The sequence below is a fragment of the Flavobacterium sp. UBA7663 genome (assembly GCF_002483315.1).
GTDB lineage: Bacteria > Bacteroidota > Bacteroidia > Flavobacteriales > Flavobacteriaceae > Flavobacterium.
In genome coordinates this window covers 72,023-93,694 of sequence record NZ_DLHR01000027.1, presented here as the reverse complement: position 1 = coordinate 93,694, position 21,672 = coordinate 72,023, and the positions used below count along the sequence as shown (strand labels likewise).

The 21,672-nt window shown below is 32.9% G+C and carries 17 protein-coding genes; 9 read left to right on the top strand and 8 right to left on the bottom strand.

The features are described 5' to 3' along the window. Positions 1–252: 252 nt before the first annotated feature. Positions 253–1,434 (bottom strand): hypothetical protein, encoded by a 1,182-nt coding sequence (locus B2741_RS11875; protein ID WP_291139141.1) that lies wholly within the window; start codon positions 1,432–1,434, stop codon positions 253–255. A 3-nt stretch (positions 1,435–1,437) separates the two neighbouring features. Beyond that, positions 1,438–2,793 (bottom strand): tyrosine-type recombinase/integrase, encoded by a 1,356-nt coding sequence (locus B2741_RS11870; RefSeq protein ID WP_291139138.1) that lies wholly within the window; start codon positions 2,791–2,793, stop codon positions 1,438–1,440. Positions 2,794–3,133: 340 nt separating this feature from the next. Between B2741_RS11870 and B2741_RS11865 the strand changes: the two genes are divergently transcribed. After that, the gene (locus B2741_RS11865; protein ID WP_291139135.1) at positions 3,134–6,184 is read left to right on the top strand and encodes a choice-of-anchor I family protein; all 3,051 of its coding nucleotides are present in this window, start codon (positions 3,134–3,136) and stop codon (positions 6,182–6,184) included. Positions 6,185–6,234: 50 nt separating this feature from the next. On the opposite strand, the gene B2741_RS11860 is transcribed toward B2741_RS11865, so the two are convergent. After that, on the bottom strand, positions 6,235–6,828 hold the full coding sequence (locus B2741_RS11860; RefSeq protein WP_291139132.1) for a 2OG-Fe(II) oxygenase: 594 nt from the start codon (positions 6,826–6,828) through the stop codon (positions 6,235–6,237). A gap of 195 nt (positions 6,829–7,023) precedes the next feature. On the opposite strand from B2741_RS11860, the gene B2741_RS11855 reads away from it, so the two are divergent. The 4 genes from B2741_RS11855 (at position 7,024) to B2741_RS11840 (ending at position 10,038) form a co-directional block, all read left to right on the top strand. Then, positions 7,024–8,313: an NAD-dependent succinate-semialdehyde dehydrogenase gene (locus B2741_RS11855; protein WP_291139129.1), complete on the top strand. Its 1,290-nt coding sequence runs from the start codon at positions 7,024–7,026 to the stop codon at positions 8,311–8,313. Between the two features lie 43 nt (positions 8,314–8,356). Further along, entirely contained in the window at positions 8,357–8,857 is a 501-nt protein-coding gene (locus tag B2741_RS11850) for a nuclear transport factor 2 family protein (RefSeq protein WP_291139125.1), read from the top strand. Positions 8,858–9,003: 146 nt separating this feature from the next. After that, the gene (locus tag B2741_RS11845) at positions 9,004–9,441 is read left to right on the top strand and encodes a hypothetical protein (protein ID WP_133608756.1); all 438 of its coding nucleotides are present in this window, start codon (positions 9,004–9,006) and stop codon (positions 9,439–9,441) included. Between the two features lie 18 nt (positions 9,442–9,459). Continuing rightward, positions 9,460–10,038: a hypothetical protein gene (locus tag B2741_RS11840; RefSeq protein WP_291139122.1), complete on the top strand. Its 579-nt coding sequence runs from the start codon at positions 9,460–9,462 to the stop codon at positions 10,036–10,038. Positions 10,039–10,088: 50 nt separating this feature from the next. On the opposite strand, the gene B2741_RS11835 is transcribed toward B2741_RS11840, so the two are convergent. Continuing rightward, positions 10,089–11,045 carry an NAD-dependent epimerase/dehydratase family protein gene (locus B2741_RS11835; protein WP_291139119.1) on the bottom strand — a complete coding sequence of 319 codons (957 nt, stop codon included), beginning with the start codon at positions 11,043–11,045 and terminating at the stop codon, positions 10,089–10,091. Between the two features lie 232 nt (positions 11,046–11,277). Here B2741_RS11835 and B2741_RS11830 point away from each other — a divergent pair, with 232 nt between their 5' ends. From B2741_RS11830 to B2741_RS11815, 4 genes are all read left to right on the top strand, one after another. Next, the gene (locus B2741_RS11830) at positions 11,278–11,883 is read left to right on the top strand and encodes a hypothetical protein (protein WP_291139117.1); all 606 of its coding nucleotides are present in this window, start codon (positions 11,278–11,280) and stop codon (positions 11,881–11,883) included. 36 nt (positions 11,884–11,919) lie between these two features. Further along, the gene (locus B2741_RS11825; protein ID WP_291139115.1) at positions 11,920–13,581 is read left to right on the top strand and encodes a T9SS sorting signal type C domain-containing protein; all 1,662 of its coding nucleotides are present in this window, start codon (positions 11,920–11,922) and stop codon (positions 13,579–13,581) included. Positions 13,582–13,755: 174 nt separating this feature from the next. Beyond that, on the top strand, positions 13,756–17,019 hold the full coding sequence (gene mfd / locus B2741_RS11820; RefSeq protein WP_291139147.1) for a transcription-repair coupling factor: 3,264 nt from the start codon (positions 13,756–13,758) through the stop codon (positions 17,017–17,019). Between the two features lie 76 nt (positions 17,020–17,095). Next, a complete protein-coding gene (locus tag B2741_RS11815) occupies positions 17,096–17,647 on the top strand; it encodes a hypothetical protein (RefSeq protein ID WP_291139112.1) in 552 nt (183 codons plus the stop codon). A 77-nt stretch (positions 17,648–17,724) separates the two neighbouring features. Here the strand turns inward: B2741_RS11815 and radA are convergent, their stop codons facing one another. From radA to panD, 4 genes are read right to left on the bottom strand one after another with little or no spacing between them, the layout of a single operon-like run. Next, complete coding sequence (gene radA, locus B2741_RS11810) at positions 17,725–19,086, bottom strand: DNA repair protein RadA (RefSeq protein WP_291139109.1); 1,362 nt, start codon at positions 19,084–19,086, stop codon at positions 17,725–17,727. Between the two features lie 6 nt (positions 19,087–19,092). Continuing rightward, positions 19,093–20,307 (bottom strand): alpha/beta hydrolase, encoded by a 1,215-nt coding sequence (locus B2741_RS11805; RefSeq protein WP_291139106.1) that lies wholly within the window; start codon positions 20,305–20,307, stop codon positions 19,093–19,095. Between the two features lie 40 nt (positions 20,308–20,347). After that, on the bottom strand, positions 20,348–21,310 hold the full coding sequence (locus B2741_RS11800; protein ID WP_291139103.1) for a lysylphosphatidylglycerol synthase transmembrane domain-containing protein: 963 nt from the start codon (positions 21,308–21,310) through the stop codon (positions 20,348–20,350). Position 21,311: 1 nt separating this feature from the next. Next, positions 21,312–21,662: an aspartate 1-decarboxylase gene (panD, locus tag B2741_RS11795; protein ID WP_008255780.1), complete on the bottom strand. Its 351-nt coding sequence runs from the start codon at positions 21,660–21,662 to the stop codon at positions 21,312–21,314. Positions 21,663–21,672: the final 10 nt, after the last annotated feature.

Genomic DNA, 21,672 nt, shown 5'->3' with positions numbered 1-21,672 from the left:
GGTGGTCACTTTAAATTGGAATTGGGTGATCAATATCACTGGAATTTGCAGGTTGATTGTACAATTTTAATTTCTGTCATTTGTAAATACTTTTTAAATTCATTACAGCAAAACTAGAGGGAGTTTTGAACAAAAAAAAGACTCTTAGTTTTGTCTAAGAGTCTAAAAATAACTGAAAATCAATACTTTAAAAACTTGTTGTTTTTTTAAAATAGAGCTATTTATGGGTTTGAAAAAAGGTGAAAAAAATTATTAAGTAAGAGTGTTTACATGTAAATCCTCAATGAATGACTTTAGTTTTTTGAATTTTATATTGTTTGTGGTTTCTTTTAATCCTACTAGGTCCTTTGGGAAAATGTTGTTCCCTCTAACTGAAAAGTGGATGCAAATAATTTTCCAATGTTCATTTCTTGAATCTTTTATAATATTGTTTTTATTAAGCAATTTGTAAAATGTAAATAATGTGGTTTTAGAATCTAACCAGTCAACTTTTATTTTTGGAATTTTTTCGCCATCAACAAAACACCTAAAATCAGATGTTGCTATATCTCTAATAAACCCATTACTTATCAGATTTTCTCTTAATCTTGATATGATTTCTGTTTTTTTATCTTTCGTTAAATTTTTATTTAGTTCAAATGCTGATTTTTTTGACCTTATTTTGGTGAGGTAATTTTTTAAGTCAGATTTGTTTTTCTCAGAGATAGCTGTTTCATATTCATTTATAAAGTGTTTGAAAATTTTTATATATTCATTATTCAGCATAAAGAATATGAATGAAAAACATTGATTGTCCTTTGAAAGTGAGATATTTCGAAGATATTCATAATCTTTAACAATAAAGCCTATCACTTTGTTTAAGTAAGCTGTTTGATTTTCTGAATTTGTCGTTTCTAAGAAAAATTTTTCAACGTCTCTTTCAAATAGATTTTTAATCCTTTTAGTTTCTTGAATTATAAAATTAGAAATTGAACCAAACTTCTCGATTTTAACTAATTCTCTTAGGTTAGTGTATTTACAATGTATTAAATCTTCATATTCATTTTTATTTTCTCCAATATAGTTTGCCCAATTGAGAATCATAAAAAAATAGTATTGTTCCTTCAAGTTGTCTTTGTTAAACAAATCAAAGATTCCCCCTGAATATTGAAAGTTGTTAAATAGATTTGTGTTTAGTTTGTCTATTTTCACATAGTTTTCTTTCATATACTCAAAAGGATAAGAGTTGCCAAAGAATTCATCTGAATTATAGCCAAAATCTTTTACTTTTGAAATTATGAATGTGCCTTGTGATGTGTTATAGAGATTAATTGGATAATTTGCTCCAAATTTTATCTCATAAATTTCATTAGGAATTTCTGCATTTCCAAAATCAAAAAATGATTTAGAATAATCTGACTTATACAAATTAGTCAATCCAATTTCATTTTCCATATTTTATGCTTTTCGTAAAATTTGCTTTTCTTTTTCAAAATTATCTTTTCTTTCCATTTCTTTAAAGTTTTGAGCTGCTTGTATACTCAATGAATTGTCTTCTCTATCTATATAGCGTAGAAAATTTCTTTCTGTTTCATGTCCTGAAATAGCCATAATCATAGGTGTTGTCCATCCTTCTAAGCCGTAAAAGTTGGAGCAGAAGGCTCTTCTGCATGAATGATTTTGAATTAATTGAAATTTTGGATAAAAGCCTAAAACACCATTATATCTCCCTCTTTCTATTGAGTTAATCTTAGCTATTTCACAAACTTTTTTCATGAGTTTCGATAAATTGGTTCTGTTACTGACTTCTTTTGAATTTAAGTTTGGTGGAAAATCTCCATTGTATTTTTTCAGTACATCATTTACTTTATAATGAATAGGAATTGTAACTAATTTTTTTGTTTTAAATTGTTTTAATTCTATAAAGTTCATTCCATTGATATTCTTTAGCATTGATTTTTCCATTCTATACAAATCAGAAATTCTTTGTCCAGTATAACAGCCAATGATTAACCAATCTTTTGCGATTTCGTGGTTTGAATCAGGCATATTGGTATTAATTATTGTTTCAATTTCATCAAATGTTAAAAAGTTTACTATGGTTTCATCCTCAAAGCCTTTTATATGGTTATAGCTTTTGTCAATGGCTATTCCTGAGAAATCAGCATCTTTGATGATTGTTTTTAATCTTTTTAATTCTCTACCAATAGTGTTAATCGATTGACTTTTTTTTGTTTTTAAGTAATCTGCAAATTTGTCTGCAAATTTACTGTTGACATCATTAATCTTTATTTTTTTATTTAAGTGTGTTTGATAGTCTTCTAAATTTTTCAGAAAGTATTTGTACTTATCAATAGTGTTTTGAGTATATTTCTCTTTTCTACCCTTTTTGAGATAGGTTTTGTTAGTCAATTCATGAATAAACTTTTTTGTAAATGGTATTAGTAGATTACTCTCTTCTACTGGAGCTTCATTGAAAAATGATAGTATTACATTTTTAAACCATCTACTATTTAAATCATTTGAAGATAATTCTTGGCTCTGCTCAACTTCTATTAGGCAGTCTTCAATATGTGATTTTAATTCTCGGAGTTTTTTTTCTAAAGTTCTATATTCAGCTCCAGCTCTTGATTTAGGAAAGCCATCTTGCCATAATGAAGCTTCTTGGATTGTTAGTCCTGTTGAAAGTCTAAAATCCATACCTCTTTTTAAAGTACATCTTACGTAAACTTTTGAGTTTCCTTTTGGTTTGTAGGGGTAAAATATTATTGAAGCCATAGTGTGATTTTTTACAAAAGTAAAAATTTTATCCAACATAATAACCTTTTTTAGTGAAATTTTATCCAACAACATGCAAGATGATGCACGAAAATTATTTTAAAAACCTTTTAATATTAGTGCTTTACAAAGTATTTTGTTTTTATAAATTTCATTTATACTCCCCAAGAGGGGGAGCAAAAAGAGCAATACGAAAGTGTTGCTCTTTTTTTATATTATCAAAATGAAATCGAATCTTTTCCATAATATTATTATAACATTATCGCTTAACCTTTAGAAAATAATAGATAGTAGCAATTTAATACTTTCTTATTTTTTAATTCACTTCCTTATAACTTTTGAAATTCAATTTTGTGCAACATTAATCAACACAAAAATGAATAAAAATTACACTACTAAAAAGAGTAGCAGATTCTTATCACTACTTTTAGTTTTGTTTGTTTCTACTACTTACGGACAAACATTAGTACATTATTGGAACTTTAATAACAGTACATCAATTGCTACAATTACAACTCCAAGTCAAACGTTAGGCGGAGCAAGTTTGATTGCTATTCCGGGAGGAATTAGTGTAATTGATTTCGCTAATGGAACGGGTCAAAATTTTAATGTTTTAAATTTAAACGCAAGGAATAGTGATGTTTCAGGAACACATCTACGATTTAACGACCCTATTGGTGGAGCTTTAGAATTTACATTGCCAACAACTGGTTATGAAAATTGTATTGTAAAATTTGCAACTCGACGTTCGGGTTCTGGTGCAGGAACGCAAGTTTGGTCGTATTCTATTGATGGAACAAATTATCTTCCTTTTACTAATGTGATTCCAAATAACGGAGATCCTACTTTAGTCACATTAGATTTTTCAGGAATCGATGCTACTGATAACAATCCAAATTTTAAACTGAAAGTGGAATTTCAACAAGGTTCAGGTGGAACGGTTGGAAACAATCGATTTGACAACTTCACTTTAGAAGGTACAACTTTTGGTGGTCCTGATGTTATTGCTCCTGTAGCTAGTTTATTTCCTTTAAATAACGCTACAAATGTGGCAACGAATGTTGTTCCAACAATTTCTTTTAACGAAGCTATTCGATTAGTAAACAATAGTGTAATCGACAATAATAATGTTGACGCTATTGTTGAATTGCGCTTGAATAATGCAACTGGAGCAATCGTTCCTTTTGATGCTACAATTTCAGGGAATGTAATTTCAATTACGCCGCTTTCAAGTTTAACGGTTAACCAAACGTATTACATAGCTTTATTGCCAAATACAGTTGAAGATTTAAACGATAATGGAATAACTACTATACAATCTGGAATTTTCACCACAGCAAATCCTAATATTTCTTTCGCATCTAATTTCATTACAGTAAATGAAAATCAAGGAACGTTATCGTTGGTTTTGAACATTGCAAATCCAGCAACGAGTTTGGTAGATTTAGTAGTAAAATCGGTTCCATTTAGTACAGCAGATAATGCGGATTTTACATTAGCGTCACAAACTATATTTATAACGGAATCATCACCAGCAACATTAACTATAAATATCCCAATTTTAGATGACAGTTCAGAAGAACAACATTCAGAATATTTTGTTTTGAGTTTAGAAAGCGCATCAGGAATTTCAATTTCTGGAACCCCAACTACTACCATTTATATTGTGGATAACGATAGTCAGGCTCCAATTCCAAGCAACCAAATCGAATTGAATTATATTGGAAGTTTTGATCCTTCAGGAGCTAGTACAAGTACATGTGAAATTGTGGTTCACGATCCAACTTCACAACGTTTGTTTACCACAAGTGCAGTAGCAGGATATTTAGATATTATCGATTTCTCAAATCCAACGAATCCTTCTGTAATTAGTTCAGTAAATATTAACCCATACGGAGGAGTTACAAGCGTTGCGGTTAAAAACGGAATTGTAGCAGTAGCTTCACCAAATGCAGATGAAACATTGAACGGTTCGGTTGTGTTTTTCGATACGAATGGAACATTTTTAAAACAAGTCACTGTTGGAGCACTTCCTGATATGATTACTTTTTCTCCAGACGGTACAAAAGTAATGACTGCTAATGAAGGACAACCAAATACAGATTATTCAATTGATCCTGAAGGTTCGGTAAGTATTATTGATATTTCTGGTGGAATTGCATCGTTATCTCAATCAAATGTAACAACGTTGTTATTCACGGCATACAATACTCAAGAAGCGACTTTAATTGCATCCGGAGTTAGAAAATTAAAATCAACAAGTACATTATCTCAAGATTTTGAACCAGAATACATCACCATAAGTGCTGATTCTCAAAAAGCATGGGTAACCTTACAAGAAAATAATGCCATTGCCGAAATTAATTTAACAAATAATACAATTTCAGACGTTTGGGCATTAGGAACAAAAGACATTAGTTTACCTGGTAACGGATTTGATGTTTCTGACAACAATGGTCAGGTTTTAATTGCGAATTGGCCTATTCAAGCCTACTTTATTCCAGATGGTGTTGCAAGTTATACCGTTGGAGGAACTACTTTTTTAGTAACTGCAAACGAAGGAGATGAAAAAGAATATGGTGCTTTTACAGAGAGAGTTGCCGTTAGTTCAGGTTCTTTTGGTTTAGATGCTACAATATTTCCAAATGCTTCAGTTTTAAAACAGAATCACAATTTAGGAAGATTTAGAGCAACAAATCTTAACGGAAATACCGATGCAGATGCACAATTTGAAACCATTCATTGTGTAGGAACACGTTCGTTTTCTATTTTCAATACTTCAACCAAACAGATAGTTTTTGATAGTGGAGATGATTTTGAACGTTACACGGCAGCAAATTTACCAACACTTTTCAACGCAGATCACGAAGATAACACTCCTAAAGGAAGAAGTCGTGCAAAAGGTCCAGAGCCAGAAGGTGTAACAATTGCTCAAATTGCAACTGAAACTTTTGCTTTTGTTTCTTTAGAAAGAGTGGGTGGTGTAATGGTTTATAATATTACCAATCCGAATAACCCAGTTTTTGTAGATTATAAAAATTCAAGAAGTACGTCAGCTTATTCAGGCGATCATGGTCCAGAAGGAATTACTTACATTGCCCCAGCAAATAGCGCAACAGGTAAAGGTTATATTTTGGTAGCCAATGAAATCAGCGGAACCATTACTATTTACGAAGTGGATGAAAATACGCTTTCAAATCCTGATTTTAATGCTGAGCCTAAAACATTTGTAATTTTCCCAAATCCTGCATCAAATTCAGAATTAGTTTATTTTAATAGAGTGGCAGATATTGAATTGTATGATGTAACAGGAAAATTAATCTTTTCAGAAAAAGAAGCACTAAGTATAAATATATCAAAATTGCAATCAGGAGTTTATTTAGTTAAAACTTCAGAAGGAATTACAAAAAAGTTGGTTGTTAAGTAATTTTTGTTTTTTCATCAAAAAAAGCCAGTTGAAAAACTGGCTTTTTTATTTTAATCTCTTCTCAACCAACCCGTAACGCTCAATCGAGATTTATTGGTTTCCAAAACTTCATGAACCAATTCATTGCTCTTAAAAAAAACCGTTTTTCTATTCGTTGGAGCTACTTTTTGAGTAACATCGCCATCGTAAATGCACAATTCACCACCATCTTCAGGTTGCCAATTTTCGTTCAAATAGGTAATCATCGAAAACTGTCGGCTTGAATTATCTTGGAATTGATCTAAATGTTTTCTGTAAAAACTACCTTTATCAAACAACGCAAAATGAAATTCATAACCCGTAATTCCAGTATAACAACTGCGGTTCAAATACGCCACAAAAGCATCTACTTGATCTAAAAATGCATTTTCATATTCATTATTATTCGCTCGGTCTAGCCAATAAATAGCATCACTTCTTATCGCCGAATTTTGAGTTAATTTTGCTGCATTTCCTATTCCAGCGGCTTTTAGTAAATTTTGTTCTTTCAATTCAAACAATCTGTTTATCAAATGTTGCGCTAATTCTTCCGATACAAAATGTTCCACAATGCCCACTTTCGAATCCAAATAACTCGAAATTAAGGTTTCAAAACAATCTTCCATTTTATTTAAGTTGTAAAATACCTCGCAAAGATATCATTTCCTTTTGAATTTGGGCGTTCCCACAAGGGTCGGGCTGTACGTTGCAATCTTTATTTATAAAATTTAAGAATTTTATAAATAAAGGATTTCCTCTTCCATCCCTAACGCGAACCTCGTTTTCAATTAAAATTAGTATTTTTACAAAAACCTTTCAGCATGCAAAATCTTTTAGAAATTTCGCAAAATACTCAATTTTATTGGCGTAATTTAAGTATTCAAAATCGAATTTCTTTTTTACCTCAATTAGCTAAACTACTTTTAGAAAACAAAGAGGAGTATGCAACTTGCATTACTACTGAAATGCACAAACCCATTTCGCAAGCCATTGCTGAGGTTGAAAAATGTGCCCTTTTGTGTAATTACTATTACGAATATGCCGAAACCTTTTTAGCCATAAAAACTATAAAAACCGATGCTTCTGAAAGTTTTGTTACCTACGAGCCTTTAGGAGTAATTTTAGGAGTAATGCCATGGAATTTTCCGTTTTGGCAAGTATTCCGATTTGCGGTTCCAACTATTATTGCTGGAAATACAGTTGTGGTAAAACATGCAAGTAATGTTCCAAAATCTGCCAAATTAATTCAAGTAATATTTGAGAGAGCTGGTTTTCCAAAAGGTAGTTATCAAGATTTACCTATTCCAAGTAGCGAAGTAGCTAAAGTTATCGCTAATCCAATTATTAAAGCCGTTTCCTTAACAGGTAGCGAGCAAGCCGGAATCGCAGTCGCCACCGAAGCTGGAAAACACTTAAAAAAATGCGTTTTAGAATTAGGCGGAAGCAATGCTTTCATCATTTTAGAAGACGCCAATTTAGAAAAAGCAGTAGCAACAGCTGTCAATGCCCGAATGCAAAACGCAGGACAAAGTTGTATCGCAGCCAAACGCTTTTTAGTTCATGAAAATATCGCAGAAGAGTTTGTGGCAAAATTCAAAATAGCCATTCAAAACTTAAAAACCGAAAATCCATTAGATAAAGAAACGCAAATAGGTTCGTTAGCACGAGTTGATTTGGCCGAAGAATTAGAAGTCCAAGTTCAAAAATCCATTCAAATGGGAGCAAAGTTAATTGTTGGCGGAAACCGAAAAGACGCTTTTTATGAACCCACAATTTTAACAAACATAACAACAGAAATGCCTGTTTTCAAAGAAGAAACATTCGGTCCTGTAGCAGCAATTATTACTTTCAAAACCATTGAAGAAGCAATTGAATTAAGCAATCAATCGGAATTTGGTTTGGGCGTTTCCATTTTTACTCAAGACATTGATTTCATCAAAACCAAGATATCAGCTTTTAACGAAGGTGCCGTTTTCATTAACGAAATGGTAAAATCCGACCCAAGATTGCCTTTCGGAGGTATTAAAAAATCAGGCTACGGAAGAGAATTAGCTGAAGACGGCATCAAAGAATTTGTAAATGTAAAAACTGTTGTAATTAATATTTTATAATTTAGATGATTCCCCTCCAAAGGAGGGTAAATACGAAGAGACCATGAAAAAACTATCAATCTTATTCCTAGCAACTCTAGCTTTCTCCTGCAAACCCTGTGAGGAAAAACTACAATCAGAAAAACAAAATATCACTATAATTTTAGACAATTGGCATAAAGCGGCTGCGGTAGCAGACTATGAAGCGTATTTTTCAGCCATGTCCGATGAATCGATTTTTATTGGAACAGATGCTACTGAAAATTGGAATAAAAAGCAATTTCAAGCTTTTGCAAAACCGTATTTCGATAAAGGGAAAGTATGGAACTTTAAAGCAATCGAACGCAATATCTATTTTAGTGAAAACGGAAAAACGGTTTGGTTTGACGAATTATTGAGTACGCAAATGAAAATTTGTCGCGGTTCTGGTGTTTTAGTGCTAGAAAACGGGCAATGGAAAATTAAGCATTACGTGCTTTCAATGACGGTACCAAATGAGAATTCGGACGAAGTTGTAAAAATAAAATCGGTAATAGAAGACAAAATTCTTTCCGAAAAGAAATAAGAATAAACAAAAATAATATTCAATCCCAATGCAATTTGTCTTGGGATTTTTTATGTCTAAATGTTAAAATTCACTTTTTTTTCATTTTCAGAAAACCAAAGAGAAATTGTTTACGTAAATCATTAAAACAAAAAAGCTCAGATAAAATGAAAATTAATAAAAAAGTCAAAATTGCTTTGGGAAGCATCTTCGGAATTTTCCTGATACTTTTTGTGGTTTTAGTGGTTCATATCGCCACAGCCAAACCTTTAGTTATAGATAATGCATCGTTACAAATTAGTCGAATCGATTTTAAAGAACCCATAGATTCATTAAAGGCAAAGGAAATCCATCGAAATTTAAAATCTATTCCAGGGGTAAAAACTGATAGATTAAATAGAGAAACTGGTGTTTTAGTTTTCTTTCACGATATAAAAATAGCCGATTCGAAAACTATTTATGACAAGTTAATAGCCATGGGTAATTACAAGGCAGAACGTTTTACATTACCAAAAGAGTTAGAAAATAAAACGGCTTGCCCAGTAATGAATGAAGATAGCTTTAGCTATAAGTTTTCTAGAGGAATTCAACGAATTTTTAATTAATTTCTAAATACTATTACTATGAAAAATTTTTCAAAACTAGCCTTATTGGCTTTATTTATTGCATCGGGTGCATTTGTTACTTCTTGTAGTGACGATGACAAAGCAGCAGAGCCAGCATCTTTATATGCAAAGTTAGGAGGAACCACTATGGTTGCTGATCCAAATAATCCGGGACAAATGATAGAACAAGGGAGATTGAGCTATCGTTCTGTGGTAGATTCTACGATTACTTTAATTGTTTCTGATATTGTGGTTGGAGCTGAAGGTAATTTAGGTGAGCATTTTGCACCAGTAATTTCAGAAGCATTAAGTGGTAACGCAACTAATGTTGCTATATTAAGTGATAATTTGACCGATTTCTTTTCAGCAAATACTGGAGGAGGAGCTACTAATACCTACACTGGATTAAACATGGTAGCAGCGCATGATCCAGCACAAAATCCTCGTATGGGGAAAAAATCAAATGATGCTGAATACGATAAATTTATAGGATACGTAGGAGCAGCAGCTGGTTTAAATGGCGTTACAGACCCTGTTTTAATTGGAGAAGTTGTTGCTGTGCTAGAATCATTGAGAGCTCCTATCGTTCAGGAGTAAGTTTGTTTTTTGTTTTAATGGAAAACGTCCCGATATTACGGGACGTTTTTTTATTTTTTATAGGTATGTTCGTTTAAGTTTTTGAACATTTCTACGGTCATGTTTTCTAAATCGAAATCGTTTTTCCAACCCCAATCTTCTCTTGCCGAAGTATCATCAATACTTGCTGGCCAACTATCTGCAATTTTCTGACGAAAATCAGGTTCGTAGCTTAATTCAAAATTTGGATAGTGTTTTTTAATTTCTTCACCAATTTGTTTCGGAGTAAAACTCATTGCTGCTAAATTATAAGCAGAACGAATTTTAACTTGTTCCGCTGGAGCTTGCATAATTCCAATGGTTGCTTTTATCGCATCATCCATATACATCATAGGCAATTCTGAATTTTCAGATAAAAAACTCGTGAATTTTCCATCGGTAATCGCTTTATGATAAATATCTACTGCGTAATCTGTAGTTCCTCCGCCTGCTTCAGTGCTCCAACTAATTAAACCAGGATAACGAATACTTCTTACATCTACACCATATTGTTTGTGATAATATTCACACCATCTTTCACCAGTTTGTTTCGAAATTCCGTAAACAGTTGAAGGTTCCATAACGGTATATTGTGGTGTGTTTTGTCTTGGAGTTGTAGGTCCAAAAACCGCGATACTCGAAGGCCAAAAAACCTTTTTGATTTTCCCTGCTTTGGCTAAATTTAAAACATGAAACAACGAATTCATATTCAAATCCCATGCAAAGGCTGGATTTTTTTCAGCCGTAGCCGAAAGTAAAGCCGCCATTAAATACACATCGGTAATTTGATATTTTTCAAGTAAATGTTCAATTTGGTTGTAATCTAAAGCATTTACAACTTCGAAAATACCATTATTTACTACATCATTTTCTAATTTTCTAATATCAGAAGCAATTACATTGTTTACGCCGTATGTTGCTCTCAGCTTTGCTGTAAGTTCGGTGCCTATTTGACCACAAGCACCAATTATTAAAATTTTTGTATCCATTTGATAGATTATAGAGGAAACAAATATAACATTTTAGCACTAATTTTTCAGATGCTTTTTTGTGATATTTTTACCAATTAACGGGTTAATTTAAATATTTAATAAATTAACATCCTTTAAATGGTTATTCTTAATGGATTAACAATTTAGATTCAAATTGAATGTTAAGATATTATTAGAAAAGTCACTACGTTTACTAAACATTTGTACCTTTGCTTTTTAATCTAATAAAATGAAAGTTTTCTTATATAGTTTATCGTTTTTGTTTTTAATATTGATTTCTTGTGAAAGTGAAAATCAACAATTAGAAGCACAAAGAATAGCACAAAAAAACGAAGCCGTTTTTAAAAATATTTCTAAAATGTGGCAATTCAATTTTCCTACTGCAAGACCAGAAGTAAATATTACTTTGAACAAATGGATCGAATGGCGCCAGTTTGAAATCGAAATGCTTCAAAAGCCACAATCTACTTTGTCTGCTTTTCAAATGAAAACTAAAAACTTGTCTTCAAAAGCAGATACTTTAGCGATTACAATTCCTTTGGAGTACAATAAACCTCAAATTTTAAGCAGAATTACGACTTTAAATACCAAATTAAAATCGTTAGAAACTTTTATGAATTTGAGAGTTATTCCAGAACAAAGAATTGCCAAATTGATTCCAGAAATTAATGAAGAAATTAAAGGTTTATACAAACAATGGGATGAAATTATCATTAAAAAAGCCATCCCAAAAGAAATTGGAGAAGAATTAATGTTGCAAGCTTTGGATACAACACGAAATGCAAATCCAGATCAAATGCGAAAAAAAATGGAAATTTCCGATAAAATTAAATAAAATAGTTTTATTGCTTTTAAATTCAAATAGTTACACATGAAAAAAAACTACGCTACTAAAATTTTAATTGCTTTAACTTTTTTGTTTTTTCAATTAAGTTTTAGTCAAACAACCACATGGACAGGAGCTTCTTGGGATAATGGTGTGCCAACAATTACAGTTGATGCTATAATAGCATCAGGTACATGTACTATTACTGTAAATACAGAAGCGAAAAGTATAATCGTTCAGTCTGGAGCAACATTAAGCATCCAATCGTCTTCAACAATTACAGTTGAAAATGATATACAGGTATTGGGGACAGGAAAATTTATCGTCAGAAATAATTGTTCATTAGTACAGAATAATCCGTCAGCAGTAAACACAGGAAGCATCGAATATAGAAGAAATGCAGAACCAATGATTCAATATGATTATACATATTGGTCTTCACCGGTTGCTGGTCAAGTTTTGAATGTTTTTTCACCTTTAACATTAGGTGATAAATTTTTCACTTTTAATGCAACGACAAACACTTGGGTTATAGAAAACCAAGCAAATACAATGCAAATAGGTAAAGGATATGCTATTAGAGCACCCCAGGGTTATAATTCCACGGCACAAGTTTTTAATGGGATTTTTGAGGGTGTACCTAATAATGGTGATTATACTCAAAATGTGGTTGCTTGGGATCCTATTCTAGGGAATTATAATTTATTAGGAAACCCTTATCCGTCCGCTTTAGATACTCGTGATTTAATAGACAACTCATCTATAAATACACTATATTATTGGACACATAATACAGCAATTGCATCAAATGTATTTACTGCAAATGATTATGCTGTTCGCACTAGAACAGCAGGAACAGCAGCAAGTTCTGGAGGTGTAGTTCCAAATCGATACATGGCAGCAGGTCAAGGTTTTTTTGCACGATCTTCTTCAACAGGAACAGTAACTTTTACTAATGCTATGAGACAGGCAGGGAATAATGGAAGATTTTTTCGTTCAAGTTCTCAAAATGAAACATTTGATGAAGAAGACGATAATCTAATACGATTAGATTTGTCTAATTCAGGCGGCGCATTTAAACAGCAAGTAGTTCAATATTTGACAGATGCAACCAACGGATATGACGTTGGTGTAGATGGTGAACAAATTGATGGTGTTTTTGTAAGTTTTTATTCAATCATACCAGGACATACTTTAGCAATTCAAGCAAGAGAGTTGCCATGGAATATTGACGATCAAGTTGTCTTTGGATTTAAATCGACAATAAATGCTGTTACAAGTTTTGAAATTTCAATATCTGAATTAGGTATTTTCTTTAATGACAAAGATGTGTTTTTAGAAGATAAAGTGACTAATACATTTCATGATTTAAAAGTAAGTCCATATACTTTTTCAAGTAATATGGGTCTTTTTGAAGATAGATTTGTTTTACATTATAAAAACTTATTGTTGTCAAATAATGATTTCATAGGAATTGAAAATTCAGTTTATCTTTTCAATGAGAATAAGCTGCCTAAAATGGTTTCCACAAAATCAAATATAGCCAGTATAATTGCATATGATATGCTAGGAAGAGTTGTTTTTTCAAAGGATAATATTAATGCATCAGAAGTTTCACTTTCTGGATTAATAAATAATAATCAAGCCTTACTAATTAAAGCAACTTTAGAAAATAATATTACAGTTGTTAAGAAATTCATTTTTTAACATTCGTTTCCCTAATATAACCACTACTTTTCTATTGAAAACGTAGTGGTTTTTTTATTTTTGTAGTCAATTAAAAAATTCATTTTGAGCAAGTCCGACATTATATCCATTTACGATAAGTCATCAAAGATTGCCGTTTTAGAAAGTACATTCGCATCGCGCCAAAAGTCTCAGATGACTGGTTTGGTTGGCTCGTCGTTGTCTTTTGTGGTACATTCGCTGTTTAAAAAATCCGAACTTCCTTTCCTGATTTTATTCAGTAATAAAGAAGAAGCGGCTTATTATTTAAACGATTTAGAGCAATTAATTAATGCCGAAGACGTACTTTTTTACCCAAGTTCGTACAGAAGACCTTACCAAATTGAAGAAACCGATAACGCCAATGTTCTCTTACGAGCTGAGGTGCTAAACCGAATCAATTCGCGAAAAAAACCTGCGATTATTGTTTCGTATGCTGAAGCCATTTTTGAAAAAGTGGTTACCCGAAAAGAATTAGAGAAAAACACGTTAAAACTATCCGTTGAAGACAAACTTTCCATTGATTTTATAAACGAAACTTTATTTGAATACAATTTCAAACGCGTTGATTTTGTTACCGAACCTGGCGAATTTTCCGTTCGTGGTGGAATCATCGATGTGTTTTCGTTTTCCAATGATAATCCGTACCGAATTGAATTTTTTGGAAACGAAATTGATAGTATTCGAAGTTTTGATGTCGAAACACAATTATCGATTGAAAAACTGAAAAAGATTTCAATCATTCCAAATGTTGAAAATAAATTACTGCAAGAAAATCGCGAAAGTTTTTTAGATTATATCAACGAAAAAACGGTTTTAGTGATTCAAAACACCGAATTATTAGGACAACAATTGGATAAATTATTCGACAAAGCCAATGAAGCTTTCGAGAAATTATCTAAGGATATTCAACACGCGCCACCAGAAGAATTATTCTTAAATCAAAAACAGTTTCTAAAGCGCGCACTTGATTTTTCAGTAATCGAATTGCATGCCAACGCTGTTTTTAAAACTGATAAAAAAGTCGAATTTCATATACAACCGCAACCTTCGTTCAATAAACAATTCGATTTATTGTTGAACAATTTGAGCGAGAATCATTTCAACGGTTACAAAAATTATTTGTGTTGTTCCAATGAAAATCAGGCTAGTCGTTTCCATGATATTTTTGAAGATATTGATGAAGCCAATCACGAAAGTATTCGCAAACAATATAAAACTATGGTTTTGCCTTTGTTTGAAGGTTTTATCGATGAAGAAAATCAAATTGCATGTTATACCGACCATCAAATTTTTGAGCGTTACCATAAGTTTTCCATCAAAAATGGCTATTCCAAAAAGCAAACGATTACGCTAAAAGAACTGACTTCGTTGTCGGTTGGCGATTATGTAACGCACATCGATCACGGAATTGGAAAGTTTGGTGGTTTACAGAAAATTCAGGTGGAAGGCAAAACGCAAGAAGCCATAAAATTGGTTTATGCCGATAACGATATTGTGTATGTGAGCATTCATTCGCTACACAAAATCTCAAAATATAATGGGAAAGATGGTGCGCCACCAAAGATTTATAAATTAGGAAGCAACGCTTGGAAAACCCTAAAACAAAAAACAAAAGCACGTGTCAAACACATTGCGTTCAACCTAATTCAGTTGTATGCGAAACGAAGATTAGACAAAGGTTTTCAGTTTTCACCCGATAGTTATTTGCAAAAAGAATTGGAAAGTTCGTTCATTTACGAAGACACGCCAGACCAAGTTACCGCAACAGCCGATGTAAAAGCAGACATGGAAAGCGAGCGTCCGATGGACCGTTTAGTCTGTGGTGATGTAGGTTTCGGAAAGACAGAAGTTGCCATTCGTGCAGCTTTTAAAGCGGTAGACAACGGAAAACAAGTTGCGGTTTTAGTGCCAACAACAATTTTGGCTTATCAACATTTTAGAACTTTTTCGGAACGTTTGAAAGATATGCCGGTTACCGTAAGTTATGTGAACCGATTTAGAACGGCAAAACAAAAAGCTGATACACTTCAAAAATTGCAAGAAGGAAAAGTGGATATTTTGATTGGAACACATCAATTGGTGAATAAAAATGTGGTATTTAAAGATTTAGGTTTGTTGATTATCGACGAAGAACAAAAGTTCGGAGTGAACGTAAAAGACAAATTGAAAACCATTGCTACAAACGTTGATACCTTGACCTTAACAGCCACTCCGATTCCGAGAACTTTACAGTTTTCATTGATGGCGGCGCGCGATTTATCGGTCATTACAACGCCTCCTCCAAATCGTTATCCAATTGAAACACATGTAATTCGTTTTAACGAAGAAGCTATTCGTGATGCAATTTCGTATGAAATTCAACGTGGTGGTCAAGTGTTTTTCATCAATAATCGCATAGAAAACATCAAAGAAGTTGCTGGAATGATTCAACGATTAGTGCCAGGCGCTAAAGTCGGCATCGGTCACGGTCAAATGGATGGAAAAAAACTAGAAGAATTGATGTTGGCTTTCATGGAAGGCGAATTTGACGTTTTGGTCGCAACCACCATTATCGAAAGCGGTTTAGATGTGCCGAATGCGAATACTATTTTTATCAATAATGCGAATAATTTTGGATTGTCTGATTTGCACCAAATGCGTGGTCGTGTGGGAAGAAGTAATAAAAAAGCGTTTTGTTATTTCATTACGCCGCCGTATTCGATGATGACGGGAGAAGCGCAAAAACGTATTACGGCTTTGGAGCAATTTAGCGAATTAGGAAGCGGTTTCAATATTGCAATGAAAGATTTGGAAATTCGTGGTGCGGGCGATTTATTAGGTGGTGAACAAAGTGGTTTCATCAACGAAATTGGTTTTGATACCTACCAAAAAATCATGAACGAAGCCATTGATGAATTAAAAGAAAACGAATTCAAAGACTTGTACCAAGAAGAAAACGACATTGAAACCAAAGAGTTTGTCAAGGACATTCAAATTGATACCGATTTCGAATTGCTGTTCCCAGATGAATACATCAACAATATTACCGAACGTTTGAATTTATACAACGAGTTGAGTCAAATTAAAAACGAAGCCACGCTACAACAATTTGAACAAAAACTAATTGACCGCTTTGGCGCGTTACCAAAACCAGCCATTGCATTACTTAATAGCGTGCGTATCAAATGGAAAGCAACCGCAATGGGAATTGAACGTTTGATGATGAAACAAGGTAAAATGGTAGGTTATTTTATTGGCGACCAACAAAGTGATTTTTACCAAAGTAACCGTTTTATGAAAGTGCTACAATTTGCCCAACGCAACGGCAATGTTTGTAAAATAAAAGAAAAAGAAACCAAAAACGGCTTACGTTTATTACTGACTTTTGATAATGTGAAATCAGTGAATAAGGCATTGGAGTTGTTGGATGGGATTTAGGGATTTGATAATATTTGTTTTTTTATCATAGAATGTGCTATTGAGTATCTAATAAATGAATAATAAAGATTAAGTTATGAAATTTATAATAGTTTTTCTTTTATTGCTTTTAACATCATGTGTTTCTACAATAAATAAATCAGCATTTCGAAAAAAATTAATAAACAGAACTGAAGTGCAGGTTGTAAAAAGTGTACATTATAACAATAATTTTATTGATGATAAAATGAGTATTAATGTCGATAGTATTATGAAAAATGTTTTTCAAAACAAAAATATCGAATTAGTTAATTCAAAATCTAAATATGTTTTGTTTATTGATAAAATGAACTATGAAATTGTAAAAGAAAGTGCTGAAGTTCAAGATTCTAAAGGTTTAGGAACTAGACAATATGGTACTCAATTAATTATTAAATTAGATTTTGAGGCTAAAATAATTGATACATTAACAAAAAATGAAAAAAAAATGAAATGGAATTTTTCAGACATTAAACCAGTACATTCAGATTTCCTTTTTGATTTTTTTGCGGTTCATAGTAATGATTCATTTTCTCCATTGACACCTTTAAACAATTGCTTTAATGCTATGTCTCACAAAACGGTTAATTTTATTAATAAACAAAACTAAAAAAACAATCTAATCCCGACCGCTCGGATTTCTCACCACAACGATTGCAATTTTAGACCTGCCAGGTCTTGTAATACCTACCCAAACAACTCACTCACCACATCTTCAATCTTCGCTACTAAAACAATTTTAATTCCCGTATTTTTTAAGGAAATTTTGTTGTGTTTGGAAACAAAAATAGTGGTAAATCCTAATTTTTCTGCTTCTTGAATGCGTTGCTCAATGCGGTTAACGGGTCTAATTTCGCCTGAAAGTCCTACTTCTCCTGCAAAGCAAAAACCTTCTGCAATGGCAATGTCTTCGTTTGAGGATAATATGGCGGCAACAACGGCTAAATCAATGGCTGTGTCTTCAACTGAAATTCCTCCTGTTACGTTTAAGAATACATCTTTTGTTCCTAATCGAAAGCCAGCACGTTTTTCTAAAACGGCTAAAATCATGTTCAAGCGTTTGGCGTTGTAACCTGTAGTGCTGCGTTGCGGTGTTCCATAAACGGCAGTGCTTACCAAAGCTTGAATTTCTAGCATCAACGGGCGCATGCCTTCTAAAGTCGTGGCAATTGCCGTTCCTGAAAGTTGCTCGTCTTTATGCGAAATCAAAATTTCAGATGGATTGTCTACTTCGCGTAAACCAGAGCCTTGCATTTCGTAAATACCTAATTCGGCAGTAGAACCAAAACGATTTTTTAACGAACGTAAAATGCGGTACACGTGATTTCTATCGCCTTCAAATTGTAAAACGGTATCGACCATGTGTTCCAAAATCTTAGGTCCAGCAATGGTTCCGTCTTTGGTAATGTGTCCGATTAATAAAACCGGCACATTCGATTCTTTGGCATATTTAATCAACTCCGCCGTACATTCTCTAATTTGAGAAATACTTCCCGCAGATGATTCAATATAATCGGTATGCAACGTTTGAATGGAATCGATAATCACAATATCGGGTTCAATTTCTAAAATTTGTCGAAAGATATTTTGGGTTTTGGTTTCGGTTAAAATGTAGCAATTATCGCCTGTTGAGGTAATACGTTCTGCACGCATTTTTATCTGTTTTTGGCTTTCTTCACCCGAAACATAAAGTGTTTTGTAAGGTAGTTTTAAGGCAATTTGTAACAATAACGTACTTTTTCCAATTCCTGGTTCGCCACCTAACAACGTTAATGAACCTGGAACCAATCCGCCACCCAAAACCCGATTCAACTCGTTATCTGTTGTGTTCAATCGGATTTCTTGTGCGGTATCTATTTCTTTAATTAGTAAAGGTTTGGTTGCGGCTTTTGAAGTGGCACTTGTGGTTTTCCACGCTGCTTTTTCTTCTTTTTGAACCAATTCTTCTACAATGGTATTCCATTCTTTACAAGCGTTACATTGTCCTTGCCATTTTGAATATTGGGTGCCACAATTTTGGCAAAAAAAAGCCGTTTTTACTTTACTCATTTTGTTTTATTCCTTTTTCTCTGTTGGTTCTTCTGTAGGAGTTTCAGCTGGAACTTCCGCTGGAACTTCTTCAGTTGGTTTGTCTGGTTTTCCTTTTAAAGCTTCTGCTCGGTTCAACATGAAATCTTTAGTTATTTCACGAATTGGTTCTTGTGTAAAAGCTCTTTGGTAGGTTTTAATAGCTCTTTTATAATTGCCCGTTTTTTCGTAATACAACGCTTCGTGATACGTTCCTAGAGTAGTTTTTGGGTAATGTTTGTTAGCATAATCACTTAAAGTTAATAAGTCATTATAGCCTTTATTTTTCATGATAGCTGCTTCGATTGCCTTGAAATCTGACAATCTTGGTTTCATTTTAAAACCAAAACGTTTTTCTAATTCGTCGTATTTCGCTACCAAATAATCAGTATAACCAGCATCTAATTTTAGAATTTTATCTTGAAATTCTACCATTGAAATAGGTTGGTAACCATCAAAAATAAAATATATAGCATTTGGAATGGCTTTAGCAACTAACGAATAATGCGAAGCGCCTTTAAAAGCATCGTTTTGATATTTAAAAGTAGCATTAGGAATCGCTTTAATATTTGCATCTAATTCTGCGGCTTTTTCGTTGATTTCTTTTAAATCACCTTCGCCAGTTGCTTGATAATAGAAAAGTGGTTTGGTCATTTTTGACAAACGTTCTGCAACGCGTTTTTCCATTTCTGGAGCCATTTCTGGAGCTAACGAAATATAGGCGTTGAAAATTGGGTTGTCTTTGTATAAATAGAAATTCAAGAAACCAGCAGTTGTGTCGTGTCCAGCAATCATTCGGAAAGGAATGGTACGGTATTTTTTATCTACATAAGGATATAGTTCTTGTCCAATGAATTCAAAGAAATTTGCTCCCGTGCCTGATGGGAATCCTGCTTCGTCAAATTCGCTATCTGCAAAACGAGTTTCTCCATTATTTTGATCAATTGCGATGATAATCATTTCGGGTAAATCGTCCCAATAAGCGCCATATTTTAAAATTCCTTCAAATGGATCAAGTAGATATTCGCCGTCTAAAATTAATAAAGTTGGGTAGCTTTTTTCTGGACTTGTAGCATATGATGCAGGTGTTACAACTGTAAAAGTTCGTGTGCCTAATTTTTTAGATTCGATGGTTTCTGGCGTGCGTTGTGCAAATAAACATGACGATACCAGTAAAGCAAAAAGGAAAAGTTTGGTTTTCATTTTAAATAGTTTGGTTAAAATAGATTAGCAATTTACTAATTTATTTTTTATTTAAAATAGGTAAAAGCAAATAAGATAATAATCCCAAGAAAATGGTTAAAAGTGTTTGTGAAACCCAGATTAAATAACCAAAGGCGGTTCCAATTCCTTCAGAAATACCATATAAAGCTAAAATTGATGCCACAGCCCATGGATATGCGCCCAAGCCACCATTTGAAAAACCAACTGCTAGAGTTCCAAAAATAAAACCCATAACCACAACATCAAAACTTATATCAGCTGTTTCTGGTAAGGCAAAAATGGTTACATAAAACATGGCTAAATAAGAAAACCAAATAAAAAATGAATGAAAAATATACTTCCATTTGTCTTTCATTTTTAAGATGCTTTGCATGCCTTCAATTAATCCAGAAAGTTTTTGCTTTAATTTTAAAATGATTTTCCATTCGGCATAAATCCAAATTAGGACAAAAAGTATGAATAGTAAAAAGCCAACGATTGCTGTCCAAATCAAGGTTTCAAACTTAACATTCTTATCAAGTAAATAGTGGTAAATTTTATCAAACTGGGAAATAAATCCGATAGCTACAAAAAGTAAAAAAATCAACATGTCTACAATTCTTTCGGCAACAATAGTTCCGAAACCTTTGTCAAACGGCACATTTTCGTATTTTTTCAATAAAGCCGCTCTTGAAATTTCTCCTGAACGTGGAATAGTTAAATTAACCAAATAAGAAACGCAAACTGTCATTAAATCATTGCGAAATTTAGTTTGATAACCTAAGTGTTGTAAAGCAAATTTCCATCGATAGGCTCTTGACCAAAATCCAAAAAGAGCAATAAATAAGGATAGAAAAATGTAGAAATAATCAGCTTTTATAAAACTGATTTTAATTTTCTCTAATTCTTCTGGTGTAAGTGTCGTGTATTGATAATAAATAATGCCTAACCCAATGATAAGTGGGATGGTAAGGCTTAAAAATTTTCTAATACTAGCTTTCAAACTAGGTTAAAGAATTATCTTTCTCGTTAGGGAAAACTAAAGTAGGCTTGAACTTTTTAGCTTCTTCAAAGTCCATAATTCCGTAAGAAATAATGATTACGATATCACCACGGTGTACTTTGCGAGCTGCAGGTCCGTTTAATGTGATTTCGCCAGTATTTCTTGGTCCTTTGATGGCATACGTTTCTAATCGTTCACCATTGTTGATGTTTACGATTTGTACTTTTTCACCTTCGATAATGTTAGAAGCTTCCATTAGTGCTTCGTCGATGGTGATACTTCCTATATAATTCAAATCGGCACCCGTTACGGTTACTCTATGAATTTTTGATTTTACTACTTGAATTTGCATGATGCAAAGG

Bases quoted from the DNA above. Each gene is read 5' to 3' on its own strand.
- mfd (WP_291139147.1), top strand. From the start codon at position 13,756: ATGACTGGTTTGGTTGGCTCGTCGTTGTCTTTTGTGGTACATTCGCTG.
- B2741_RS11855 (WP_291139129.1), top strand. From the start codon at position 7,024: ATGCAAAATCTTTTAGAAATTTCGCAAAATACTCAATTTTATTGGCGT.
- B2741_RS11875 (WP_291139141.1), bottom strand. From the start codon at position 1,434: ATGGAAAATGAAATTGGATTGACTAATTTGTATAAGTCAGATTATTCT.
- radA (WP_291139109.1), bottom strand. From the start codon at position 19,086: ATGAGTAAAGTAAAAACGGCTTTTTTTTGCCAAAATTGTGGCACCCAA.
- B2741_RS11825 (WP_291139115.1), top strand. From the start codon at position 11,920: ATGAAAAAAAACTACGCTACTAAAATTTTAATTGCTTTAACTTTTTTG.
- B2741_RS11865 (WP_291139135.1), top strand. From the start codon at position 3,134: ATGAATAAAAATTACACTACTAAAAAGAGTAGCAGATTCTTATCACTA.
- B2741_RS11815 (WP_291139112.1), top strand. From the start codon at position 17,096: ATGAAATTTATAATAGTTTTTCTTTTATTGCTTTTAACATCATGTGTT.
- B2741_RS11860 (WP_291139132.1), bottom strand. From the start codon at position 6,828: ATGGAAGATTGTTTTGAAACCTTAATTTCGAGTTATTTGGATTCGAAA.
- panD (WP_008255780.1), bottom strand. From the start codon at position 21,662: ATGCAAATTCAAGTAGTAAAATCAAAAATTCATAGAGTAACCGTAACG.
- B2741_RS11850 (WP_291139125.1), top strand. From the start codon at position 8,357: ATGAAAAAACTATCAATCTTATTCCTAGCAACTCTAGCTTTCTCCTGC.
- B2741_RS11835 (WP_291139119.1), bottom strand. From the start codon at position 11,045: ATGGATACAAAAATTTTAATAATTGGTGCTTGTGGTCAAATAGGCACC.
- B2741_RS11830 (WP_291139117.1), top strand. From the start codon at position 11,278: ATGAAAGTTTTCTTATATAGTTTATCGTTTTTGTTTTTAATATTGATT.
- B2741_RS11840 (WP_291139122.1), top strand. From the start codon at position 9,460: ATGAAAAATTTTTCAAAACTAGCCTTATTGGCTTTATTTATTGCATCG.
- B2741_RS11845 (WP_133608756.1), top strand. From the start codon at position 9,004: ATGAAAATTAATAAAAAAGTCAAAATTGCTTTGGGAAGCATCTTCGGA.
- B2741_RS11805 (WP_291139106.1), bottom strand. From the start codon at position 20,307: ATGAAAACCAAACTTTTCCTTTTTGCTTTACTGGTATCGTCATGTTTA.